Source organism: Rhizobium sp. CBN3 (assembly GCF_030518245.1).
In the GTDB taxonomy this organism is placed as follows: domain Bacteria; phylum Pseudomonadota; class Alphaproteobacteria; order Rhizobiales; family Rhizobiaceae; genus Rhizobium; species Rhizobium aethiopicum_A.
Map to the genome: position 1 here is coordinate 520,667 of NZ_JAULSE010000002.1, position 21,199 is coordinate 541,865.

Below are 21,199 nucleotides of genomic sequence, written 5' to 3' on the forward strand. Positions count from 1 at the left end.
CTATTCCCCTTTTCTTATGCGGTGAGAAATAATCTGCTGGTCAGGAGACCGGCACGCTTGCAAACATGTCTTCGACTTCGGCATGGGCGGCGCGGAAATCGATCTTCAGATTGCCGAGGCGGGCCTTTCCGGCAGCGATCCGCTTCAGGGCAGTATCCGTCAGCGGGCGCGCGGCCTTGGCGGCGGCTTCGCTTTCCCTGACGTCGCCGTGGCTGTGGAGGGCGATGTCGAAGCCTGCGTCGAGCACTTGGGCAACGCGCTCCGGCAGCGTGCCCGAGAGCGACTCCATGAAAATGCAGTCGGAGATCAGCACGCCGTCATAGCCCATGTCGTTGCGGATCACGTCGTGCATGACAGGCGAGATCGACGCCGGCAGCTCGGCGTCGTAGGCCGAATAAACGACATGGGCGACCATGGCCCAGGGCGTATCCTTCAACGCCAGGAAAGGCTTGAAATCGGTGGCGATGAGCGTCTGGCGGCTGGCGTCGACCACCGGGCGCTCCTTGTGGGAGTCGAGAGTCGCGCGGCCATGGCCGGGAATGTGCTTCATGACGGGCATGTTGCTGGTCTCGAGCAGTCCGTCGACGACCTCGCGGCCGAGGGCGGCGATGACATCCGGATCGGGGCCGAAGGAGCGGGCGCCGATGACCGCGCTCGTCGTCTCGAAGACGAGATCGAGAACGGGCGAGCAGCCGCTCGAAAGACCGAGTTCCGTCATCATCGCGCCCATGGCCTGAGAGGACAGGCGCAGTGCTTTTTTGCCGAGATCGAAATCGCGGTGAGCAAGCTCGGCGAACTGGCCGAAGCTGCGGAAGAGCGGCCAGGGACCGGCGTCGAGATGCTGGACGCGGCCGCCTTCCTGATCGGTGAAGACGGGCGCATCGTCACGGCCGACGGCTTCGCGGAAGCGTTCGATCAACCGTTTCGTCTGCTCCGGCTCGCGCTGATTGCGCCGGCCGACGAAGAGGCCGAGCGGATTGGTCTCGCGGAAGAGAGCGAATTCATCATCCGAAATCGTGGGGTGGGGAAGGCCGACGAAAAGGGCGAGCGGGGTCGAGGACAATTCTGGAGCTCCGGGATCAGATGGTCATTTCGGCGCGCTTCTCAGCAGGCCTTCGTAAATACCCCTGTCGGGGGCGGGGATGACGATTGCGCCCGCCGTCCTGGCGTAGAAATCGACGGGGCCGGCATCGCCGATGAAGGCATAGGCGTGGCCTGTTGTTTTCATGGTCTGCAGGCAGGCGGAAAACAGCGCGAGCCCGATACCCTTGCCGCGCGCTTCAGGACCGACGCCGGTCGGGCCGAAGAAGCCGCGGGCCGTCGTGTCGTAACAGGCAAAGCCGAGCAGCTTGCCGCCTTCGACGGCGATCAGACAGGCGACGGGCTGGCGGGAGAAGGCGACGGAAACCTCGCTCGCCCAGTTCTCGCTGAATTGTTCGCGAACCCAGTTGACGATGAGGTGCAGTTCCGGAGGAAGAGCCGGACGGATGGAGACGCCGACATGATCGGCTTTCTGCTTCAGGTCAGCGAGCTCAGTGGAATATAAGCTTACAAGCAGGTCTGGCACCTGTCATCCTCCCGGTATTCCGTTATTGCGGAATGTATCCCCTTTTAGTGTTATAGACTTGGCCATATAACGACACTTGTCAACAAGGTTTTTGAATTCGATTAGGAACCGTCTGTTGCGGTGACGCGGGCTTCAACGCAGGGCGGGCGCCGAACGTTTCAAGGCGCTGACAAAGTCTCTTTCGTCTGAAAAGACCCGTCCCCAACCCCTCCCCACAAGGGGGAGGGGCTAACGCGCCGCGCCAACTGCAGCAGACATCAGCCTCTGCGGATGAGACGGCGAAATGGAAAACAATGGGTGCGGCATTCAAGCCCCTCCCCCTTGTGGGGAGGGGTTGGGGAGGGGGCTTGGATGGTGGCTCGGCCCGGTCGGCGGCGGCAGCCCGAGGAGTGGCAACGGCGATGTCAGGGGCCGAATGTGATCTTAGTGCCTCGCAAATGCCCGCCTAACGAACCTTCAGTCGCCGTCTTTCCAAAGCGCGTGGAAATGCTGCACCGGACCGTGGCCGGAGCCGACGCTGAGCTTTCCGGCGGCCGCGACTGCATCAGCGAGATAATCCTTCGCGATGGCGACCGCCTGTTGCGCCGAGGCGCCTTTGGCGAGCTCGGCCGCCAGCGCGCTGGAGAGCGTGCAGCCTGTGCCATGGGTGTTTTTTGTCGGCACGCGTCGGGCTTCGAACCAGTGCAGGCCGTCGGCCGTGGCAAGCACGTCCGGGCTTTCGTTGCTGTCGAGATGGCCGCCCTTGACCAGAACGGCAGCGGGACCGAGCGCGCGCAACTGTTCGGCCTGGGCCGCCATCTCATCGCGACTGGTCGCAACCGGCTGGTGCAACAGGGCCGCGGCTTCGGGCAGGTTCGGGGTCAGAAGCGTTGCGAGCGGCAGCAACCGGCGGGTCAACACGTCCACCGCCTCCGGCGCGAGCAGGGCAGCGCCCCCCTTGGCGATCATGACGGGATCGATGACGATGGGAATGCGGCGCCGGTCAGTAAGGGCTGCGGCGACGGCCTCCGCAATCCCGGCATTGGCGATCATGCCGATCTTGACGGCGTCGACGCGTACATCGGCAAAGACGGCATTGATCTGGTCGGCGACGAATTGCGGCGGCACCAGATGCACGCCGCTGACGCCTTGCGTGTTCTGTGCCGTCAGCGCCGTCAGCACCGCCATGCCATAGACGCCGCGGGCGGAAAAAGCCTTGAGATCGGCCTGGATGCCGGCGCCGCCGGATGGATCGGAGCCGGCGATGGAGAGAACATTGCGGATCATGGGCGGACCTTTCGGATGTTTGCGGCGATGCGGCGCGTGGCCGCCTCTGGGTCTGGCGTGCCGCAGATGGCGGAGACGACGGCAAGCCCCCTGGCGCCGGCTGTGAACACCTGCGCCACATGCTCGGCCTTGAGGCCGCCGATGGCGACCGACGGCACCGGTGAGGATTTCACCAGCATCGCAAGGCCATCGAAACCGATCGGCTGCTTGTGGTCGGCCTTGGTCGGTGTCGCAAAGACCGGTCCGACGCCGGTATAATCGACGAGACGGGGATCGACGGCGCCGGCAAGCTGGGCGGTCTCGACCGAGAGGCCGAGGATCATGTCCGAGCCGATCATCGTCCGTGCCGTGCGCGCATCCATGTCCTCCTGGCCAATATGCAGGCCGTCCGCGCCGATGGCGATCGCCGCCTCGACATCGTCATTGACGATAAGCAGCGCGCCGGTTCCCGCAAGCGCCTGTTTCAAGGCTCGGCCGGTCTCGATCATTCTGGTCGTGCCCGCATGTTTGTCGCGCAGTTGCACCATCGTCGCGCCGCCGGCAACGGCAAGGCGCGCGGTCTCGATCATGCCGATCTCGGCGCAGAGATCGGGATCGAGAACGAGATAGAGCGAAAGGTCGAAGTGCTTCATGCGACCGATACCCTTGCCCTGGCATCGAGCGTTTCGGCGTCGATCGCAGCCAGCGCATCGAGGAAGCGCCAGGAGAAGGAGCCCGGGCCGGCGGCACCCAGCGCCGCATCTTCGCCGGCGACGGCGAAGGTCGCAAGCGCGGCGACAGTCGCGCCGAAGATATCCTCGGGCGCGGTCGCGGCAAAGGCGCCGACGAGGCAGGTAAGCGAGCAACCGAGCGCGGTGACCTGCGGCATCAGGGCCGATCCGCCCGCAACGCGCACGGCTCTTTTCCCGTCGGTGACGAAATCCACCGCGCCGGTGACGGCAACGATGGCTTGCTGCCGCTCCGCCAGCCGCCGTGCCGAATCCTCCGCCTGTTCGACCGGGTCGCGGCTGTCGACGCCCTGACCGCGGCTCTCTCCGCCGGCAACCGCGATGATCTCGGACGCGTTGCCGCGGATGATCGTCGGCTTGAGCGCCAGGAGATCGGCGACCGCTGCGCGGCGGAAGGCCGTCGCGTAATGCGCGACCGGATCGAGCACCCATGGCTTGCCGGCTGCGTTGGCGGCCTTCGCCGCCGTCTGCATGCCTTCGATCCATTGCGTCGAAAGCGTGCCGATGTTGATGGTCAATGCATTCGCGATGCCGGCGAATTCACCGGCTTCTTCAGCGGCATGCACCATGGCGGGCGAAGCACCCGACGCAAGCAGAACATTGGCCGCGATGTTCATGGCGACATAATTGGTGATGCACTGGACGAGCGGCGGCTTTTCGCGCATCGCCTTCAGCATGGCTCCCGACGTGATCTTGCTTTGCATGGCGCCCCTTTCAGGCGGGGGCGGCGCGGGGGGCGCCTCTCACGGCGAGGCCCCGAGCGACTCCCTCCGCCGGCATTATCCGGTTCAGGTTCGAAGGGTTCTTCTCAGCCCGTCTTTCGACGAACGCCCCTGTCTCTCAATCGTGCTCTTTTTCGCAGAGAAGGGCGCGGCTGTCACTCCGAAAATGAATGTCCGGTACTCCTTGCGGCAGCGCATTAGGCTTGAACGTCGCTGCTTGTGCTTCCGGGTATGCTATCCCGATCGCATCCGGCTAATTCAAATCATGAAGCTCCGTCGTAATCGCATCCGCAATCGAAAACTCCGAAAACCGCACAATCAGCCCACTACGCTCCGGCGTGCAGGCAGCCGGCCCAACCTCGTAGCGGTCAGCAGCCTGGAAGGGCGCCAGCCGCAATAGTGGCCAGCGGCGGCCGTCGCGGGAGGCCTGGATGCGCATGGCGCCATTGGCGACGGTGACGCGGATGCGGAAATCCTCGAGTTCCTTGAAGGGCTGCGATACCGACCAGTCGGACCGGCCGTCGGTGACGACGGTGCTGAGGAAGGCTTCGCCGTCGGTGAATTCGACGCCGGTCTTTACCCAGCGTTTCTCGTCGATGCGGACCATCAGGCCGGCCTGGTCGTAGAGCGTGCGGAATTCGCCCTCGACGCGGATCTGTGCGGTAAAGCTGTCGCCGGTGGGGAAGGCGAGGAAGTGGCCGCTGTCGCGGGCGAAGCCGTAATAGGTTTCGCGCCAGAAATCGGTCTTCTCGCCTGTCGTCATCGTCAGGCCGGTTCCGTCGGCGTGCCAGCTGGCCGGCTCATTCAGCCATCGTCCCTGGTTGAAGTCGATGCTCATTCGATCCTCCCTTTATTGACGTCCTGACGCTGCCGATTCTTCATATCGGCATAATGCGCGACCTTCGCGCAGGCGACCAGTCTCGGCCGGCGATGTTGTGCTTCCGGCCTCTGTCGCGGACATAATCCGCGGCTTCGGCTTGACACGATAGTTCCAACTCTTATTCTGTAACAAAAAGATGAATTACATAATTGTGGAACTGAATCGGGAGCCCTCACATGAAAACACTAGTCGCATTCCTGCTCGGCACCGCGCTTGTCGCCCTGCCTTCGACCCTCCTTGCCCAGGAGAAGGGCGGCGTCATCAATGTCGCCACCATCGGCGAGCCGCCGACGCTCGATCCGATGTCGTCGACGGCCGATCTCGTCGGCATCGTCACGCAGCATATTTTCGAAACGCTCTACACTTTCGACAAGAGCTGGAACGTCACGCCGCTTCTGGCTGAGAGCTTGCCCGAGATCAGCGCCGACGGCAAAACCTATACGATCAAGCTCAGGACCGGCATCAAGTTCCACGACAATACAGACATGACCTCGGAGGATGTCGTCGCCTCGCTTAGCCGCTGGATGAAGATCGCCTCGCGCGGCAAGCAGGTGGCCGGCTTCATCGACAAGATCACGGCTGGCGATGCTTCGACGGTCACCATCACGCTGAAACAGCCCTATGCGCCGCTGACCTCGTTGCTCGCCTTCAACAATTCGGCGGCGATCATCATCCCTTCCGAAAAGCAGGACGAGCCGATGAAGGAATTCATCGGCACCGGTCCCTATATGCTGAAGGAGCGCAAGGCCGACCAGTATATCCAGCTCGTCCGCTTCGACGGCTATAAGTCCCGCGAGGGCGACAGCAATGGTTATGGCGGCGCCCGTCATCAATATCTCGATGAAATCCGCTTCGTGCCGGTACCGGATCCGAACACCCGGGTCGAGGCCGCCATCTCGGGTCAGTATGATTATGTCGACTCGATCCCGGTCGAATCCTACGACAAGCTGAAGGCTTCGACGGCCTCGCAGCCGGTGATGCTGAAGCCCTTCGGTTATCCGGTCTTCGTCTTCAACACGAAGGAAGGTGTTGCCGGAAATGTCGAAGTTCGCAAGGCGATCCGCCAAGCGCTCAGCATGGAAGACATGCTGGCGGCCGCCTTCGGCAGCAAGGATTTCTATGCGCTCGATGGCGCCATCTATCCCAAGACCTTTGCCTGGTCGACCGATGCCGGCGTCGAGGGCGCCTATAATGTCGCCGATCCGGAAGGGGCGGCGGCTGCCGCCAAGAAGGCGGGATACAATGGCGAGCCGATCCGCATCCTGACCAGCCGTCAATACGAGTTCCACTACAAGATGGCGCAGGTCGCCGCCGAATATCTGAAGCTTGCCGGCTTCACCGTCGATATGCAGGTGGTGGACTGGGCGACGCTGACGCAGCGCCGCACCGATCCGAAGCTCTGGGATATCTACATCACCCACAGCCCCTTCCTTCCCGAGCCGGCGCTCATCGGGTCGCTCTCGACGAGTTCGCCCGGCTGGTGGGACACGCCGGCCCGCAAGGCGGCCGTCGATGCCTTCACCTCCGAGGTCGATCCGAAGAAGCGCGTCGCGCTCTGGGCCGATGTTCAGAAGGCCGTCTATGCCGACGCGCCCTTCATGAAGATCGGCGATTTCAACGCCGTCTCGGCAAAATCGGTCAAGCTCGAAGGCGTCGATCCGGCTCCGTGGCCGTATTTCTGGAACGCCTCGATCAAGAAGTAAGCATCACCGCCGGTACCGGTCCTCCAGGACGGGTACCGGTTTTCTTTTCTGCCGCATCTGCAAGGGCTTGAAGGCCGGCATTCATGATACGCTACATCCTCCAGCGCCTATTCGGCATGATCGTCGTGATGTTTCTGGTCGTCACCATCGTCTTCGTCATCGTGCGCGTGACGCCGGGTGATCCGGCCGCAGTCATGCTCGGGCCGGATGCGACGACGCAGGATATTGCCGACCTCAGGGCCCGGCTCGGCCTCGATCAGTCGCTCGGGCTGCAATATCTCTATTACATCGGCCAGCTGCTGAAGGGCGATCTCGGACAGTCGATCTTCCTCAACATGCCGGTCACATCGGCGCTCATCGACCGGGCCGAGCCGACCTTCTTCCTGACGCTGTTCTCGCTTGCCATCGCCAGCATCATCGCCCTGCCGATCGGCATCTATGCCGCCTATCGGCGCGGTTCCTTCATTGATCAGGCGGCAACGACGCTCGCCATGTTCGCCGCCAGCATTCCAAGCTTCTGGCTCGGCCTCATTCTCATGCAGTTCTTTGCCGTCAGGCTCAATCTCTTCCCGGTCTCCGGTTATGGCGGCCCGGGCTCGACCTTCATCGACCGGATGTATCATCTGACGCTGCCGGCCTTTGCGCTCGGCATCGTCTCTTCGGCGCTGATCTTGCGCTTCACCCGCGCCTCGATGCTCGATGTGCTCGGCGACGATTATATCCGCACGGCGCGCGCCAAGGGGCTGATCGAGCGCAAGGTCATCCTCAAGCACGCGTTGAAGAATGCGCTGATCCCGATCCTGACGGTGCTCGGCCTGACGGCGGCGGTGCTGATTTCGGGCGCCGTCGTCACCGAAACCGTCTTCGGCCTGCCGGGTGTCGGCAATCTCGTCGTTTCGGCGGTGCTGCGCCGCGATTATCCCGTCATCCAGGGGGCGCTGCTCGTCATCGCCGCGCTCTACGTGCTGATCAATTTTGCAATCGACATGCTCTACCTGCTCGTCGATCCGAGGGTGCGCTACTGATGGCCGATATCGCAATCAAACCCGCAGAAAGCGAAGGCAGCAAATTCGTCCGCCGCCTGATGAAGCGCAGGACGGTGGCTTTCGGCCTGCTGATCCTGACCATCTTCGTGCTGCTGGCGGCCTTCGCGCCTGTGGTTGCGCCCTTTTCGCCATCGAAGCTTTCCATCGTCAACCGGCTGAAGCCGCCGAGCGGCACCTTCTTCTTCGGCACGGACGAGTTCGGCCGTGACGTCTTCTCGCGCACGATTTTCGCCGGCCGCCTGTCGCTGCTCGTTGGCGCCGCCGTCGTCGCCTTGTCGGCCGCTATCGGCGTCACGCTCGGCCTGCTTGCGGGCTTCTTCCACAAGCTCGATACACCGATCGCCCGGCTGATCGATGCGATGATGGCCTTCCCGGATATCCTGCTTGCCATCGCCCTCGTCGCCGCCCTCGGCCCGTCCTTGACGACCGTCATCATCGCGTTGTCGATCGTCTATGCGCCGCGCCTTGCGCGTATCGTCCGCGCCTCGACGCTTGTCATTCGCGAGCTTCCCTATGTCGAGGCGGCGAGGGCGCTTGGGATTTCAACCTTCCACATCATGACGCGGCACGTGCTGCGCAATTTGCTGTCGCCGATCCTGGTGCAAGCCACCTTCCTCTTTGCCAGCGCGATGCTTGCCGAAGCTGGTCTCTCTTTCCTCGGTCTCGGCGTCAGCCCCGACGTCCCGACCTGGGGAACGATGATCGCCGCCGGCCGGCAATATATCGGCCAGGCCGACTGGATGACGCTTTTCCCCGGCGTGGCGATCGTTCTCTCGGTGCTGTCACTGCAGATGGTCGGTGACGGCCTGAGGGACATGCTCGACCCGCGACTGCGCAAGGACCTTTAATCCGTCGACCAGCGGTCGGCCAATCCAAATCCGCCAATCGAAATTCGCCAATTCAAATTTGCATGACAGGAGTTCGCGTGAATCAGTTCCCCGCCGCCGCCGGCAAGGTCGAGAACTCGCCTTACCAACGGTTAGCCGCTCTCGGCATAACGCTGCCGCCACCACCGCCACCGATCGCCAATTTCGTGACGCATGTGATAGAAGGCAACATGCTCTATCTTTCCGGCCAAGGGCCACGCGAGGCCGATGGCTTCCTGCATGCCGGCAAGGTCGGCGGCGGCGTCAATGTCGAGGAGGCTTACCGGCATGCGCGGCTGACCGGCATCAATCTGCTTGCCGTCATGCATGAGGCGCTCGGCGATCTCTCGCGCGTCAGGCGGGTGGTCAAGCTGCTCGGCATGGTCAACGCCGTACCCGAGTTCGAGGACCATCCGAGCGTCATCAACGGCTGCTCGGATCTGTTGATCGCCGTCTTCGGAGCGGCCGGCGAACATGCCCGCTCGGCTGTCGGCTTCGGCTCGCTGCCCGGCAACATCACCGTCGAGATCGAGGCGATCGTCGCCTTGCATGCCTGACGAGATGTTTCATCTTTGGAGTGGTCTTCGGATGAGCTTTTTCTATTTTAACCCGCCTCCTTCCTCCGGCTCCTCGACACTGCCGGATGACCGCGCCATGTTCTGCCCTTCGCCCCAGACTTCCGGAGATATTCATGCCCGATGATATCAGACCTTCGCTCGGCCTTCGTCCCGTCATCAATGTGTCCGGCACGATGACCAGCCTTGGCGCTTCGATCGTCGTTCCCGAGGCGATCGCCGCGATGGCGTCGATCCTGCCGCACTTCGTCGAGATCAACGACCTGCAGCGCAAGGCGAGCAGAGTCATCGCCCGGCTGACCGGTGGCGAGGCAGGCTTCGTCACCGCCTCCTGCTCGGCCGGCATTTCACTCGCCGTCGCCGGAGCAATCACCGGCGATAACCTGCTTGCGATCGAAAAACTGCCGGACGCCGTACCTGAGAAGAACGAAGTGCTGGTGCAGATGGGCCATGTGGTGAGCTATGGTGCGCCCGTCGACCAGGCGATCCGGCTTGCCGGCGGCAAGGTGGTGCTGATCGGCCAGGCGACCTCGACGCACCGTTTCCACATGGAAAGGGCGATTACCGACAAGACGGCGGCTGCCGTCTATGTCGTTTCCCATCATGTCGTCGATTATGGTCTTCTGAACCTCAAGGAATTCGTCGAGATCGCCCATGCCAAGGGCGTGCCCGTCATCGTCGATGCGGCCTCGGAATATGACCTCAGGATTTTCCTGGAGCAGGGGGCCGATATCGCGCTTTATTCCGGCCACAAATTTCTCGGCGGCCCGACCTCGGGCATCGTCGCCGGCAGCAAGGATCTGGTGCGCCATGCCTTCCTGCAGAATATGGGCATCGGCCGCGGCATGAAGGTCGGCAAGGAGAGCATTTTCGGAGTGATGGCGGCGCTGGAAGCCTGGGAAAGCCGCGATCATGCCGGCATCCGGGAACGCGAGACCGGTTATCTCAATCTCTGGAAGAAGACTCTCGATGGTCGTCCCGGCGTTACCGCGCTGATCGAACCCGACCCGACCAACAATCCGCTCGACCGGCTGCGCCTCATCGTCGATCCCGAAGAGGCGCACATCACCGCCTGGGATCTGGCCGATGGGCTGGCGAGGGGCAATCCGCCGATCATCGTGCGCGATCACGAGGTCGAGCACCGCTATTTCTATCTCGATCCGTGCAACCTGCATCCGGGCCAGGAGGTGATCGTCGCAAACCGGCTTGCTGAGGAGCTCGACAAGGCGCGGGCCTCCAACGAGATCATCGCAACCCCGATCGAAAACCGCAGCAGGCACCGCTTCGAAGGATTGCTGCGCTGGCCGGATTGATCCGCCGTTCTCATCCGCCGCAAGAGGAGCCGACATGGCCAACGCCCAAGCCCAGCCGATCGAGACATTGAGCCCCGTTCTTTCCGTCGACGGGCTGACCACATCCTTCCTGGTCGACGGCGCCTGGAAACCGGTCGTGCGCGATGTCTCCTTCACCGTCGCGCCCGGTGAGACCGTGGCGATCGTCGGCGAATCCGGCTCCGGCAAGAGCGTGACGTCTCTGTCGATCATGCGGCTGTTGCAGGCGGAAACGAGCCGCATCGAAGGCCGCGTCATGCTCGGCGGCCGCGATCTGCTTGCCTTGCCCGAACAGGCCATGCGGCAGGTGCGCGGCAACGAAGTCGCGATGATCTTCCAGGAGCCGATGACCTCGCTCAATCCGCTCTTCACCATCGGCGATCAGATCTCCGAAGCGCTGCTTTGCCATTCCGATATGAGCCGGGCCGACGCCAAGGCCGATACGATCAGGCTCTTGGAGAAGGTCCGCATCCCCTCGGCCGCCTCGCGCTTCGACGAATATCCGCATCGCTTCTCCGGCGGCATGCGCCAGCGGGTGATGATCGCCATGGCGCTTGCCAGCCGGCCGAAACTGCTGATCGCCGACGAGCCGACGACGGCACTCGACGTGACGATCCAGGGGCAGATCCTCGATCTCATCAAGATGCTGCAGGAGGAGGAGGGAACCTCGGTTCTCTTCATCACCCACGACATGGGCGTCGTCGCCGAGATCGCCGACAGGACCGTGGTGATGTATCGCGGCGAACAGGTCGAAAGCGGCGCCACTGCCGATATCTTTCACCGCGGAGGACATCCCTACACAAGGGCGCTGCTGTCAGCCGTGCCGGTGCTCGGCTCGATGCAGGGTCGGCGGAGGCCGCTGCGTTTTCCCGTGGTCAACACGGCGACGGGCGAATCGGATATTCCCGCCGAGGCAGCTGATACGGTGGCCGTGACGCCGGTTCTGCAGGTGAAGAACCTCACCAAGCGCTTCGACATCCATTCCGGCCTGTTCGGGCGGCTGACGAGCCGCGTGCACGCGGTCGAAAACGTCTCTTTCGATCTCCATGCCGGCGAGACGCTGTCGCTTGTCGGTGAATCCGGCTGCGGCAAATCGACGACAGGGCGGGCGATCATGCGCCTGATCGAGCCGCAGGCCGGTTCGGTGCTCGTCGAGGGCAGGGAGGTGCTCGGCCTCGACAGGAAGGAGCTGCGCGAAATGCGCAAATCCGTGCAGATGATCTTCCAGGATCCCTTCGCCAGCCTCAATCCGCGTATGACGGTCGGTGCTGCGATCGCCGAACCCTATCTCGAGCATAGGATGGGCAATGCGAAACAGGCAAAGGAGGTCGCCGCCGATCTCTTGGTGAAGGTTGGCCTCTCCCCGGATATGGCGGCGCGCTACCCGCATGAATTTTCCGGCGGCCAGCGCCAGCGCATCTGCATCGCCCGGGCGCTCGCCCTGCAGCCGAAGGTCATCGTTGCCGACGAAAGCGTTTCGGCGCTCGACGTCTCGATCAAGGCGCAGGTCATCAACCTGATGCTCGACCTGCAGCAGAGCCTCACCCTCGCTTTTCTGTTCATCTCCCACGATATGGCGGTGGTCGAGCGCGTCAGCCACCGCGTGGCGGTGATGTATCTCGGCGAGATCGTCGAGATTGGCCCGCGCGCCGCCATCTTCGAAAATCCGCAGCACCCCTATACGAAGAAGCTCATATCCGCCGTGCCGGTGCCCGATCCCGACCGCCGCCACGAAAAGCGCCTGGTGGCGAACGACGAGGTCAAGAGCCCGATGCGCCCGATCGACTATGCCCCTCCGAAAGCCTCCTATCGCGAGGTCGGGCCGGGCCATCTGGTCATGGCCGATCGCTCGTCCGGCTTGGGAGTTGCCTAACGGATCAGCGGCGCATAAAGCAGGTGCAGATACAAATGCTTGGAAAGCCGCGCCAATGAACAAGACCGATTATTTCTCGACGCTCGGCGGTTTGCCGCCGCAGAGCCAGCTGCTTTCAGGCCGGGCCGTTTTCACCACGGCTTATGCGGTCATCCCCCGCGGCGTGATGAGCGATATTGTCACGAGCCTCCTTCCGCATTGGACGGGAACACGGGCATGGGTTCTCTCCCGGCCGCTTTCGGGCTTCTCCGAGACCTTCTCGCAATATGTAATGGAAGTTCAGCCGGGCGGCGGAAGCGACCGTCCGGAGCCGGACAAGCGGGCGGAAGCGGTGCTGTTCGTTGTCGAAGGCGGCATGACGGTGGAGCTCGAGGGCGTCAGCCACGCCCTGCGCGCCGGCTCCTTTGTTTACATTCCGGCGGGTTCGGCCTGGCGCCTCAAAAACGATGGTTCGGCTCCTGCCATCTTCCACTGGGTCCGAAAGGCGTTTCAGGAAGTCGAGGGACTGGAGCCGCCGCCGGCGATCGTCACGCATGAGGACGACCATCCGATCCGCGCCATGCCCGACACCGACGGGCGCTGGGGCACGACCCGCTTCATCGATCCGGCCGATGTGCGCTACGACATGCATGTCAACATCGTGACGCTGGAGCCGGGCGCGGTGATCCCGTTCATGGAAACGCATGTGATGGAGCATGGTCTCTATGTGCTGGAGGGCAAGGCGGTCTATCGCCTGAATCAGGATTGGGTCGAGGTCGAGGCCGGCGATTTCATGTGGCTGCGCGCCTTCTGCCCGCAGGCCTGCTACGCCGGCGGCCCCGGCCGGTTCCGCTACCTGCTTTACAAGGACGTCAACCGTCACATGAAGCTCTGGTAGTCGCTTTTCGCGACGCGCGCGGACGCTTCCGATCAGCCTGTTCGGTTGCTTGACAGCTCCCAGGATTGCCCGCATCGTCCTTCGATGCGGGATATGGATTCATGGCTGTCGGAGAAGAATGAGATAGGCCGAAGAAACGCTGCCGAAGCGGTCTTCGAAGATATCCGCACGGCCATTGTCGATCGGAAACTGGCGCTCGGGATCCGGCTTCCTTCGGAAGTGCAGCTCGCCGAACGTTACGGCATCAGCCGGGCGATCGTGCGTGAAGCGCTGCGTTCGCTGCAGACGCTGGGATTCACGCAGACCAGGACCGGCCGGGGCACATTTGTCGTTTCGGAAAGCCCTGCGCGGCAACTCGACGGAGGCACCTATTCCGCCCGCGATCTGATGGAGGCGCGCCCGTGTATCGAGATTCCGGCTGCCGGTTGGGCGGCATTGCGGCGCTCGGACGAGCAGCTGACCCAACTGACATCCTTGTGCGAGCGGATGGACGAGGAAGAGGATGTCCGGGAATGGGTGCGGATGGATGCCGCCTTTCACGGAGAAATCGCGGAGGCATCAGGCAATGCGATCTTCCGCAAAGTCGTCGCCGATGTTCGCGGCGCGCTTTCGACGCAATCCGAACTCGTCGAGCATGTTCGCGGCCGGCGCAAAGCGTCGAACGCCGAGCATCGCCGAATTCTGGAGGCAGTTGCCGCGGGCAGCGAGCAGGATGCGCGCGCGGCCATGGCGGAGCACCTGCTGGAGGTCGAGCGGTCCATCATCGGGATTGCTGATAACAGACGAACTGCCTGGAAGGCATGATTTCAAATACGCGCCGGATATCCCGCGCGGCCAATCGAATGCAAGCGATGAACGATCTAGAAAACTGGCTGTCCGATCCCGCGACCCTCAGTCGCAAAAGCGCCTCGGAACTGGTCTTCGAGGAATTGCGCAGCCTCATCCTTTCAGGCCGTTTTGCTGCCGGTTCGAAGCTGCCGTCAGAATCAAAGCTGGCAGGAAAATACGGCGTCAGCCGCCCGATTGTGCGGGAAGCGCTGCGCTCGCTGCAGATTTTGGGGCTGACGGAGACGCGAACGGGCAGCGGCACATATGTGCTCGCGGCTGCCGGCGACGGAAATATCAGTTATGGCGATTACTCGGCGCGTGATCTGATGGAGGCGCGGCCTTACGTCGAAGTATCGGCCACCGGCTGGGCGGCGCTGCGTCGAAGCAATGACGAACTGTCCCGGTTGCTCGGACTTTGCGACGAGATGGAGCAGGAGGAAAATACCGAGGCCTGGGTCCGGCTGGATTCGCAGTTTCATGGGCTGATCGCTGCGGCATCGAAGAACGCCGTCTTCCGCGATATCGTCGACGAGGTTCGCGAGGCGATGGCGCAGCAATCCGGGCTGCTGACGGTATTAGGGCCGCGGCGCCAGGAGTCGAACGACGAGCACCGGGCAATTGTCGAAGCCATTCTTGCAGGCTCGGAGATCGAAGCCCGGGCCGCGATGGAGGTCCATCTGAAAAAGGTCGAGGCGGCGGTCAATCGCATCCTCGGCGCCGAACGGCGTTAAGCAGCCGCGCGCGTCCTCCAACACAGTGCGTCCGGGCATCGGCAGCTGCCCGATGGGCAAACCGGCGTCCATATATGCACACTATTGGACGAAAGACCCTTGACCGTGGCGCGGATCCTCAGCTATTTCACAAACCTGTCAGACCGCATAGCAGATTAACATCTTATGGGGACTGCGCGGAGGAGCGGCCGGGGAGGCTGCCGAACCCACGATAGGGAGGAGAAATAACAGTCATGGAATCCACTAGAACCGAGGCCGATGGCCAAATCTTCGCTGAGGAGGATCTCGGCTACAAGAAGGCGCTGAAGCCGCGTCAGATCCAGATGATCGCCATCGGCGGCGCCATCGGCACCGGCCTGTTTCTCGGCGCGGGTGGGCGGCTTGCCGCCGCGGGTCCGGCGCTTGTACTCGTCTATGCCTTGTGCGGCTTTTTTGCATTCCTCGTTCTCAGGGCTCTCGGCGAACTGATCGTGCATCGCCCGACCTCGGGTTCGTTCGTCTCCTATGCCCGTGAATTTTACGGTGAAAAGCTCGCCTTCGCGGTCGGCTGGCTGTACTGGCTGACCTGGGCAATGACGGCGGTCGCCGATGTCACCGCGGTGGCTCTCTACATGAATTTCTTCAAGGCCTATGTCCCATGGATCGCCATGATCGATCAGTGGGTATTTGCGCTGACGGCGCTGGTTCTCGTTCTCGCCATGAACCTTCTGTCGGTGAAGGTCTTCGGCGAGCTGGAATTCTGGTTCAGCCTCGTCAAGGTTCTCGCTCTGGTCGTCTTCCTGATCGTCGGGGTTTACTTCGTCGTCTCCGGCACGCCGATCGACGGCCACGTTCCGGGGTTGAATACGATTACTGACTTCGGCGGCATGTTTCCGAGCGGGATCCTGCCGGCGCTGGTGGTGATACAAGGGGTGGTTTTCGCCTATGCCTCGATCGAATTGATCGGGACCGCCGCGGGCGAAACCGAAAATGCGCGCAAGGTCATGCCTCGCGCAATCCGCACCGTCGTGCTGCGTCTGGTGGTCTTCTATGTCGGCTCGGTTCTGCTGTTGTCGCTGCTGCTGCCCTATACCGCCTATAAGGGCGGCGAGAGCCCCTTCGTCACCTTCTTCGGCAAGATCGGCGTCCAGGGTGCCGACGTCGTCATGAACCTCGTCGTGCTGACCGCGGTGCTGTCGTCGCTCAATGCGGGCCTCTATTCGACCGGCCGCATCCTGCATTCCATGGCGATCTCAGGCTCGGCGCCGGCCGCGCTGGCGAAGATGAACAGATCCGGCGTGCCCTATGGCGGCATTGCGGTAACCGCTGTTGTCACCGCCTTCGGCGTCGTGCTGAACGCCGTCGTTCCGGCAGCAGCCTTCGAGATCGGCTTGAATGTCGCCGCGCTCGGCATCATCGCTGCATGGGGCGTCATCGTCCTCTGCCAGCTCAAGCTGTGGTACCTGTCACGTCAGGGTAAGCTGGCGCGGCCCGAATTCCGGATGTTCGGCGCTCCCTATACCGGCGTGCTGACGCTGGGCTTCCTGGCGGTCGTCGTGATCCTGATGGCCCTCGATTATCCGGTCGGCACCTACACAGTCGCGTCTCTGCTGCTGATCATTCCGGCGCTGGTGGTCGGCTGGCTTCTGATGCGGGAGCGCATCCACCTGATTGCGGCCGAACAAGGCGACGATCGCGGCGGTTTCGATCTGGCTTGACCCGCGCGACAGCAAGGCTTTCCCCGGCGCGCTGAAGGCCGCCGGGAAACCGCATCAATGGAGAGAGAAATGATCCCGAGTGAGGATTTCGTCGTCACCGATCGTGGCGGCATCGTCGAGAACCGTCACCGCGTCCATGCGGCGGTCGTCGATGCAAAGGGCAGGTTGCTCTATGCGCTGGGCGATCCGACGCGCCTGACGCTGGCCCGCTCTGCCGCCAAGCCGGCCCAGGCGCTTGCCATCCTCGAGACGAATGGGGTCGAGCGCTACGGCTTCGATGATGCGGATCTCGCGCTGATGTGCGCGTCCCACAGCAGCGAAGAGCGCCATATCGCGCAGACGCGGACCATGCTGGCGAAGATCCAGGCCGAAGAGGCCGATCTTCGTTGCGGCGGCCATCCGTCCTTGTCCGAAAACGTGAACCGGGCCTGGATCAAGCAGGACTATACGCCGACGGCGGTCTGCAGCAACTGCTCGGGAAAACACGTCGGGATGATTGCCGGCGCCCGGGCCATCGGAGCGGGCGCCGACGACTATCACCTGCCGGATCATCCGATGCAGCTGATCGTGAAGCGGACGGTCGCCGAGCTCTGCGACCTCGACCCGCAGGACGTTGAATGGGGGATCGATGGATGCAATCTGCCGACGCCCGCTTTTCCCCTGGATCGCCTGGCGCGCCTCTACGCCAAGCTTGCTTCGGCCGCGGATCGGGGCGAGGGGCATGAGGATTTGTCGACGCGAGACGCAGCTCTGGCTCGCATTTTCCAGGCAATGGCGCGCTATCCTGAACTGGTCGCGGGCGAGGGGCGCTACTGCACGGTTTTGATGCGCGCATTCGACGGCGCGATGATCGGCAAGCTCGGCGCCGATGCCAGCTATGCAATCGGCGTGCGCGCCTCCGATGAAACCAGGCGATTGGGAGCGGATGGGGCGCTCGGCATCTCGGTCAAGATCGAGGACGGCAACATCGAAGTCCTCTACGCCGTCGTGACGGAAATCCTCGAACAGCTTGGTATCGGTTCGCCGGAATGCCGCAATCCGCTTGCGGAGTTTCATCATCCCAAGCGCGTGAACACGATGGGGGTGACGACGGGCGGCGTATCCTTTCCGTTCAAGCTGCGCGGATCGAAGCCGGACGGAGAGCATTCCAGTCCTGCGGCTTTGACCCGATGACACATTCGGATGTGGCAATTTTTGCCGCGTCTTAGCCCATCATCTCTCCGGCCTGCTGCCGCAATTCAGGCCCGCAGCGCCGTCTCTCGAAAGTTCAGCCATGACTATCTCCGATATTGCGAAAATCCGCGTCGAGCATGACCTGATCGGCGACCGCGATGTGCCGGTCTCGGCCTATTACGGCGTGCATACGCTGCGCGCGGTCGAAAATTTTCCGATCACCGGTCAGACCCTGCGTGAATCGGCAGACCTGATCGCGTCGCTCGCTGCGATCAAGCAGGCGGCGGCTCAGGCCAATGCAAGCCTCGGCCTTCTCGATCGGGCACGCGCCGACGCCATCATCGCGGCCTGTGTCGAAATTCGCGACGGTGCACTGCACGACCACTTCGTCGTCGATCTGATCCAGGGGGGCGCCGGCACCTCGACCAACATGAACGCCAACGAGGTGATTGCGAATCGGGCCCTTGAAATCATGGGATATAACAGGGGCGATTATCAGCACCTGCATCCGAACGAGCATGTCAATCTCTCGCAATCCACCAACGACGTCTATCCGACGGCGCTGAAGCTCGCCGCCTGGATCGGCGTTCACCGTTTGGTCGACGCTATGGCCGTCCTGCGCCGGTCATTCGAGGCCAAGGCGATCGAGTTCGCCGACGTCCTCAAGATGGGCCGCACCCAATTGCAGGACGCCGTGCCGATGACGCTGGGGCAGGAATTCGGAACCTACGCGCTGATGCTCGCGGAGGATGAGGCGCGGCTCTCCGAAGCCGTTTCACTGATCCGCGAGATCAACCTTGGCGCCACGGCCATCGGCACCGGCATCACCGCCCATCCCCAATATGCTGCGCTGGTGCGCGAGCGCCTGTCTGAGATCGTCGGCGTCGATCTGGTGACGTCGCCTGATCTGGTGGAGGCGACCCAGGATTGCGGATCCTTCGTGCAGCTTTCGGGCGTGCTCAAACGCGTCGCGGTCAAGCTGTCCAAAACCTGCAACGACCTGCGGCTGCTGTCTTCGGGGCCGCGCGCCGGGCTGAACGAGATCAATCTGCCGGCGCGGCAGGCGGGTTCGTCGATCATGCCCGGCAAGGTCAACCCGGTCATCCCCGAGGTCGTCAACCAGGTCGCCTTCGAAGTGATCGGCAACGACGTGACGATCACCATGGCCGCCGAGGCCGGCCAGCTTCAGCTGAACGCTTTCGAGCCGGTGATCTTCTACAGCCTCTATCGCAGTCTCAGTCACCTGACCAATGCCTGCCTGACGCTCGAGGCGAACTGCATTCAAGGCATTACCGCCAATCGTGACCGGTTGCGCCAGACGGTCGAGCAGTCGATCGGCATCGTCACGGCATTGAACCCCTATATCGGCTATCGCAATGCCACCGAGGTTGCACTGGAAGCGCATCATTCGGGACGGGGGGTCTATGAAATCCTGCTCGAACGCGGCCTGATGCAGAAGGAGCATCTCGATGCGGTCCTGCGCCCGGAAACGCTGACCCGGCCGAGCGAGAAGCTTTCCTTCTCGTAAGGCATGCCGCTGATTTGCCGGCGGGCTTGTTGCGAAGGGCGGCACTACGTGCTTCCGCCATCTGCTCGGCAAGGATGTCAACCGGCACATGAAGCTCTGGTCGTCTGATGTGCCGGGGCAACACTCATCTATGCGCGATCACGCCGCCTTGGCCTGCGGCTTGGCAGCCTTGACATGGGTTACACTGCGGCGGCCATCGACGCTGACCGGGACATCGCCGTCAACCGTGGCGCGGCGCACCACCCGATGCTGGTCGCCATAGTCGTTGACGGCATAGTGCTGGGTCGCACGATTGTCCCAGATCGCGACATCCCCTGCTTTCCAGCGCCAGCGCACTGTATTTTCCGGTGCGGTGACATAGGACTGGAACACCTCGTAAAGTTTGGCGGAGTCGCTCTTCGACAGCCCGACCAGGCGCTGAACGAAATTGCCGAGCAGCAGCGATCTTTCGCCGGTTTCGGGGTGGACGCGCACGACCGGATGCTCGGTTTCGTAGACGGTCGAGGTGAAAACCTCCTCGAAATGCTTCTTCTCTTCCGCGGTGGCGCGCGGGCGCACGGCGGCGTAGTCATAGGCATTGCTGTGAATGGCCCATAAATTGTCCGCCAGCAGTTTGAGCGGCGCCGGCAGGTTTTCATATGCGGCATGGGTGTTGGACCAGATCGTGTCGCCGCCGGCCGCCGGGATGACGACGCCGCGAAGGACGGAGAATTTGGGATAGGCGTCGACGAAGGTGACGTCGGTGTGCCACTGGTCCGCTCTGCCGCCGCCGCGGCTGGAATCGAGATTGAGAATGGAAGCCGTGCCGGCGACCGGTCCCTGGGTTGGATGCGGCACAAGATCGCCGAGGCGGTGTGCGAAGGCTTCCTGTTCGGAATCGTCAAGATGTCCCTGATCGCGGAAGAAGATGACCTTGTGTCTCAGCAGAAGCTGGTTGATGGCTGCCACCGTTGCATCCGAAAGATCTCCGCCAAGGCGGATACCCTTGATTTCGGCTCCGACACGGCCGGTCAGTGGGACGACATCGGACTCGGGAATGATCTGATTGACGAGAACCGGATTGCTCATGGAAATCTCCTGTTTGGAAGAAGTCGGCAGGTCACTTGCGACCGAAGACGGATTCATCGGGCGTTCGAAATCTCATCGCTGAAAGTCGACAGGGCTATGGAACCGTATAATCTACAAAATCTGTAGACAATAATTTCTAATTTTCCCTGTTTTCCTGAAATAGGCGTCTTCGATTTCCTCGGCGGCGGGGAGGCTGGCGGCCGTTGCCATTTCTTCGTATCTTCCGCCGGCGGCATGGGATCACCGGGCAAATCTCATGCTCGAGGCCGTGAATCGGCACATCGGAAAGGAAAATCGATGGCAACAGTCAAACTCCTGTCGGATGAAGAGGCCGCAGCCATTCCGGCGGTGCAATCCGTGTTCGATGACATCAGGGCGACACGCAAGACCGATTTCATCAACAATTTCTGGCGAGCTCTTGCGAACGATCCCGCAAATCTCATGCGGGTGTGGGAGACGCTCAAATCGGTCATGACGGTCGAAGGCGCCATCGATCCGTTGACGCGGGAGATGATCTACATCGCCGTGTCGACGGCCAATGCCTGTCAGTACTGCATTCAATCCCACACCGCAGCCGCCCGAGCCCGCGGCATGACCGATGCCCAACATGGCGAGCTCCTGACGATCATCGGGCTTGCCGCGCAGACAAATCATCTCGCTCTCGCCATGCAGGTTCCCACAGATCCGGAATTCGAGGTGCGGTAGGAAACGACGCGCGTAACTTCGCGGCTGCGGCATCG

20 protein-coding genes and 1 riboswitch are annotated in these 21,199 nt (G+C 62.5%); of the genes, 13 read left to right on the top strand and 7 right to left on the bottom strand.

The genetic code is table 11. The features are described from left to right. Window positions 1-40: 40 nt before the first annotated feature. The 6 genes from QWJ46_RS05200 to QWJ46_RS05225 all read right to left on the bottom strand — a co-directional run bounded on the left by QWJ46_RS05200 (window position 41) and on the right by QWJ46_RS05225 (window position 5,121). Complete coding sequence (locus QWJ46_RS05200; protein WP_302749458.1) at window positions 41-1,063, bottom strand: glycoside hydrolase family 3 N-terminal domain-containing protein; 1,023 nt, start codon at window positions 1,061-1,063, stop codon at window positions 41-43. Between the two features lie 24 nt (window positions 1,064-1,087). Then, window positions 1,088-1,567, bottom strand: a complete 480-nt coding sequence (locus tag QWJ46_RS05205; protein WP_184459072.1) for a GNAT family N-acetyltransferase — start codon at window positions 1,565-1,567, stop codon at window positions 1,088-1,090. 456 nt (window positions 1,568-2,023) lie between these two features. Next, a complete protein-coding gene (thiD, locus tag QWJ46_RS05210) occupies window positions 2,024-2,833 on the bottom strand; it encodes a bifunctional hydroxymethylpyrimidine kinase/phosphomethylpyrimidine kinase (RefSeq protein ID WP_302749459.1) in 810 nt (269 codons plus the stop codon). Next, a complete protein-coding gene (gene thiE / locus QWJ46_RS05215) occupies window positions 2,830-3,465 on the bottom strand; it encodes a thiamine phosphate synthase (RefSeq protein ID WP_302749460.1) in 636 nt (211 codons plus the stop codon). Before thiE ends, thiD begins: the two co-directional genes overlap by 4 nt. After that, entirely contained in the window at window positions 3,462-4,265 is an 804-nt protein-coding gene (thiM, locus tag QWJ46_RS05220; protein WP_302749461.1) for a hydroxyethylthiazole kinase, read from the bottom strand. The genes thiE and thiM overlap by 4 nt, the downstream gene beginning before the upstream one ends. A 44-nt stretch (window positions 4,266-4,309) precedes the next feature. After that, window positions 4,310-4,406: riboswitch (TPP riboswitch) on the bottom strand. A 130-nt stretch (window positions 4,407-4,536) separates the two neighbouring features. Then, window positions 4,537-5,121: a DUF1349 domain-containing protein gene (locus QWJ46_RS05225; RefSeq protein ID WP_302749462.1), complete on the bottom strand. Its 585-nt coding sequence runs from the start codon at window positions 5,119-5,121 to the stop codon at window positions 4,537-4,539. A 218-nt stretch (window positions 5,122-5,339) separates the two neighbouring features. On the opposite strand from QWJ46_RS05225, the gene QWJ46_RS05230 reads away from it, so the two are divergent. From QWJ46_RS05230 to aspA, 12 genes are all read left to right on the top strand, one after another. Further along, on the top strand, window positions 5,340-6,866 hold the full coding sequence (locus tag QWJ46_RS05230; RefSeq protein WP_302749463.1) for an ABC transporter substrate-binding protein: 1,527 nt from the start codon (window positions 5,340-5,342) through the stop codon (window positions 6,864-6,866). Between the two features lie 83 nt (window positions 6,867-6,949). Next, window positions 6,950-7,891 carry an ABC transporter permease gene (locus QWJ46_RS05235; RefSeq protein ID WP_302749464.1) on the top strand — a complete coding sequence of 314 codons (942 nt, stop codon included), beginning with the start codon at window positions 6,950-6,952 and terminating at the stop codon, window positions 7,889-7,891. Then, window positions 7,891-8,760 carry an ABC transporter permease gene (locus tag QWJ46_RS05240; RefSeq protein WP_302749465.1) on the top strand — a complete coding sequence of 290 codons (870 nt, stop codon included), beginning with the start codon at window positions 7,891-7,893 and terminating at the stop codon, window positions 8,758-8,760. Before QWJ46_RS05235 ends, QWJ46_RS05240 begins: the two co-directional genes overlap by 1 nt. Before the next feature lie 62 nt (window positions 8,761-8,822). Then, complete coding sequence (locus QWJ46_RS05245) at window positions 8,823-9,335, top strand: RidA family protein (RefSeq protein WP_302749466.1); 513 nt, start codon at window positions 8,823-8,825, stop codon at window positions 9,333-9,335. Between the two features lie 134 nt (window positions 9,336-9,469). Continuing rightward, entirely contained in the window at window positions 9,470-10,666 is a 1,197-nt protein-coding gene (locus QWJ46_RS05250) for an aminotransferase class V-fold PLP-dependent enzyme (protein WP_302749467.1), read from the top strand. 34 nt (window positions 10,667-10,700) lie between these two features. Further along, window positions 10,701-12,557, top strand: coding sequence for an ABC transporter ATP-binding protein (locus QWJ46_RS05255; RefSeq protein WP_302749469.1), 1,857 nt, complete (start codon window positions 10,701-10,703; stop codon window positions 12,555-12,557). A gap of 55 nt (window positions 12,558-12,612) precedes the next feature. After that, on the top strand, window positions 12,613-13,434 hold the full coding sequence (locus QWJ46_RS05260) for a bifunctional allantoicase/(S)-ureidoglycine aminohydrolase (RefSeq protein ID WP_302749470.1): 822 nt from the start codon (window positions 12,613-12,615) through the stop codon (window positions 13,432-13,434). A gap of 84 nt (window positions 13,435-13,518) precedes the next feature. Continuing rightward, the gene (locus tag QWJ46_RS05265; protein ID WP_184459084.1) at window positions 13,519-14,238 is read left to right on the top strand and encodes a FadR/GntR family transcriptional regulator; all 720 of its coding nucleotides are present in this window, start codon (window positions 13,519-13,521) and stop codon (window positions 14,236-14,238) included. 47 nt (window positions 14,239-14,285) lie between these two features. Next, a complete protein-coding gene (locus tag QWJ46_RS05270; protein ID WP_302749472.1) occupies window positions 14,286-14,993 on the top strand; it encodes a FadR/GntR family transcriptional regulator in 708 nt (235 codons plus the stop codon). Window positions 14,994-15,226: 233 nt separating this feature from the next. Next, window positions 15,227-16,690, top strand: a complete 1,464-nt coding sequence (locus tag QWJ46_RS05275) for an amino acid permease (protein ID WP_302749474.1) — start codon at window positions 15,227-15,229, stop codon at window positions 16,688-16,690. A gap of 69 nt (window positions 16,691-16,759) precedes the next feature. Then, complete coding sequence (locus QWJ46_RS05280) at window positions 16,760-17,863, top strand: asparaginase (protein ID WP_302749476.1); 1,104 nt, start codon at window positions 16,760-16,762, stop codon at window positions 17,861-17,863. A 100-nt stretch (window positions 17,864-17,963) separates the two neighbouring features. Then, window positions 17,964-19,391, top strand: coding sequence for an aspartate ammonia-lyase (gene aspA / locus QWJ46_RS05285; RefSeq protein ID WP_302749478.1), 1,428 nt, complete (start codon window positions 17,964-17,966; stop codon window positions 19,389-19,391). 138 nt (window positions 19,392-19,529) lie between these two features. Here the strand turns inward: aspA and QWJ46_RS05290 are convergent, their stop codons facing one another. After that, window positions 19,530-20,459: a TauD/TfdA family dioxygenase gene (locus QWJ46_RS05290; RefSeq protein WP_302749480.1), complete on the bottom strand. Its 930-nt coding sequence runs from the start codon at window positions 20,457-20,459 to the stop codon at window positions 19,530-19,532. A gap of 297 nt (window positions 20,460-20,756) precedes the next feature. On the opposite strand from QWJ46_RS05290, the gene QWJ46_RS05295 reads away from it, so the two are divergent. Next, a complete protein-coding gene (locus QWJ46_RS05295) occupies window positions 20,757-21,164 on the top strand; it encodes a carboxymuconolactone decarboxylase family protein (protein WP_302749481.1) in 408 nt (135 codons plus the stop codon). Window positions 21,165-21,199: the final 35 nt, after the last annotated feature.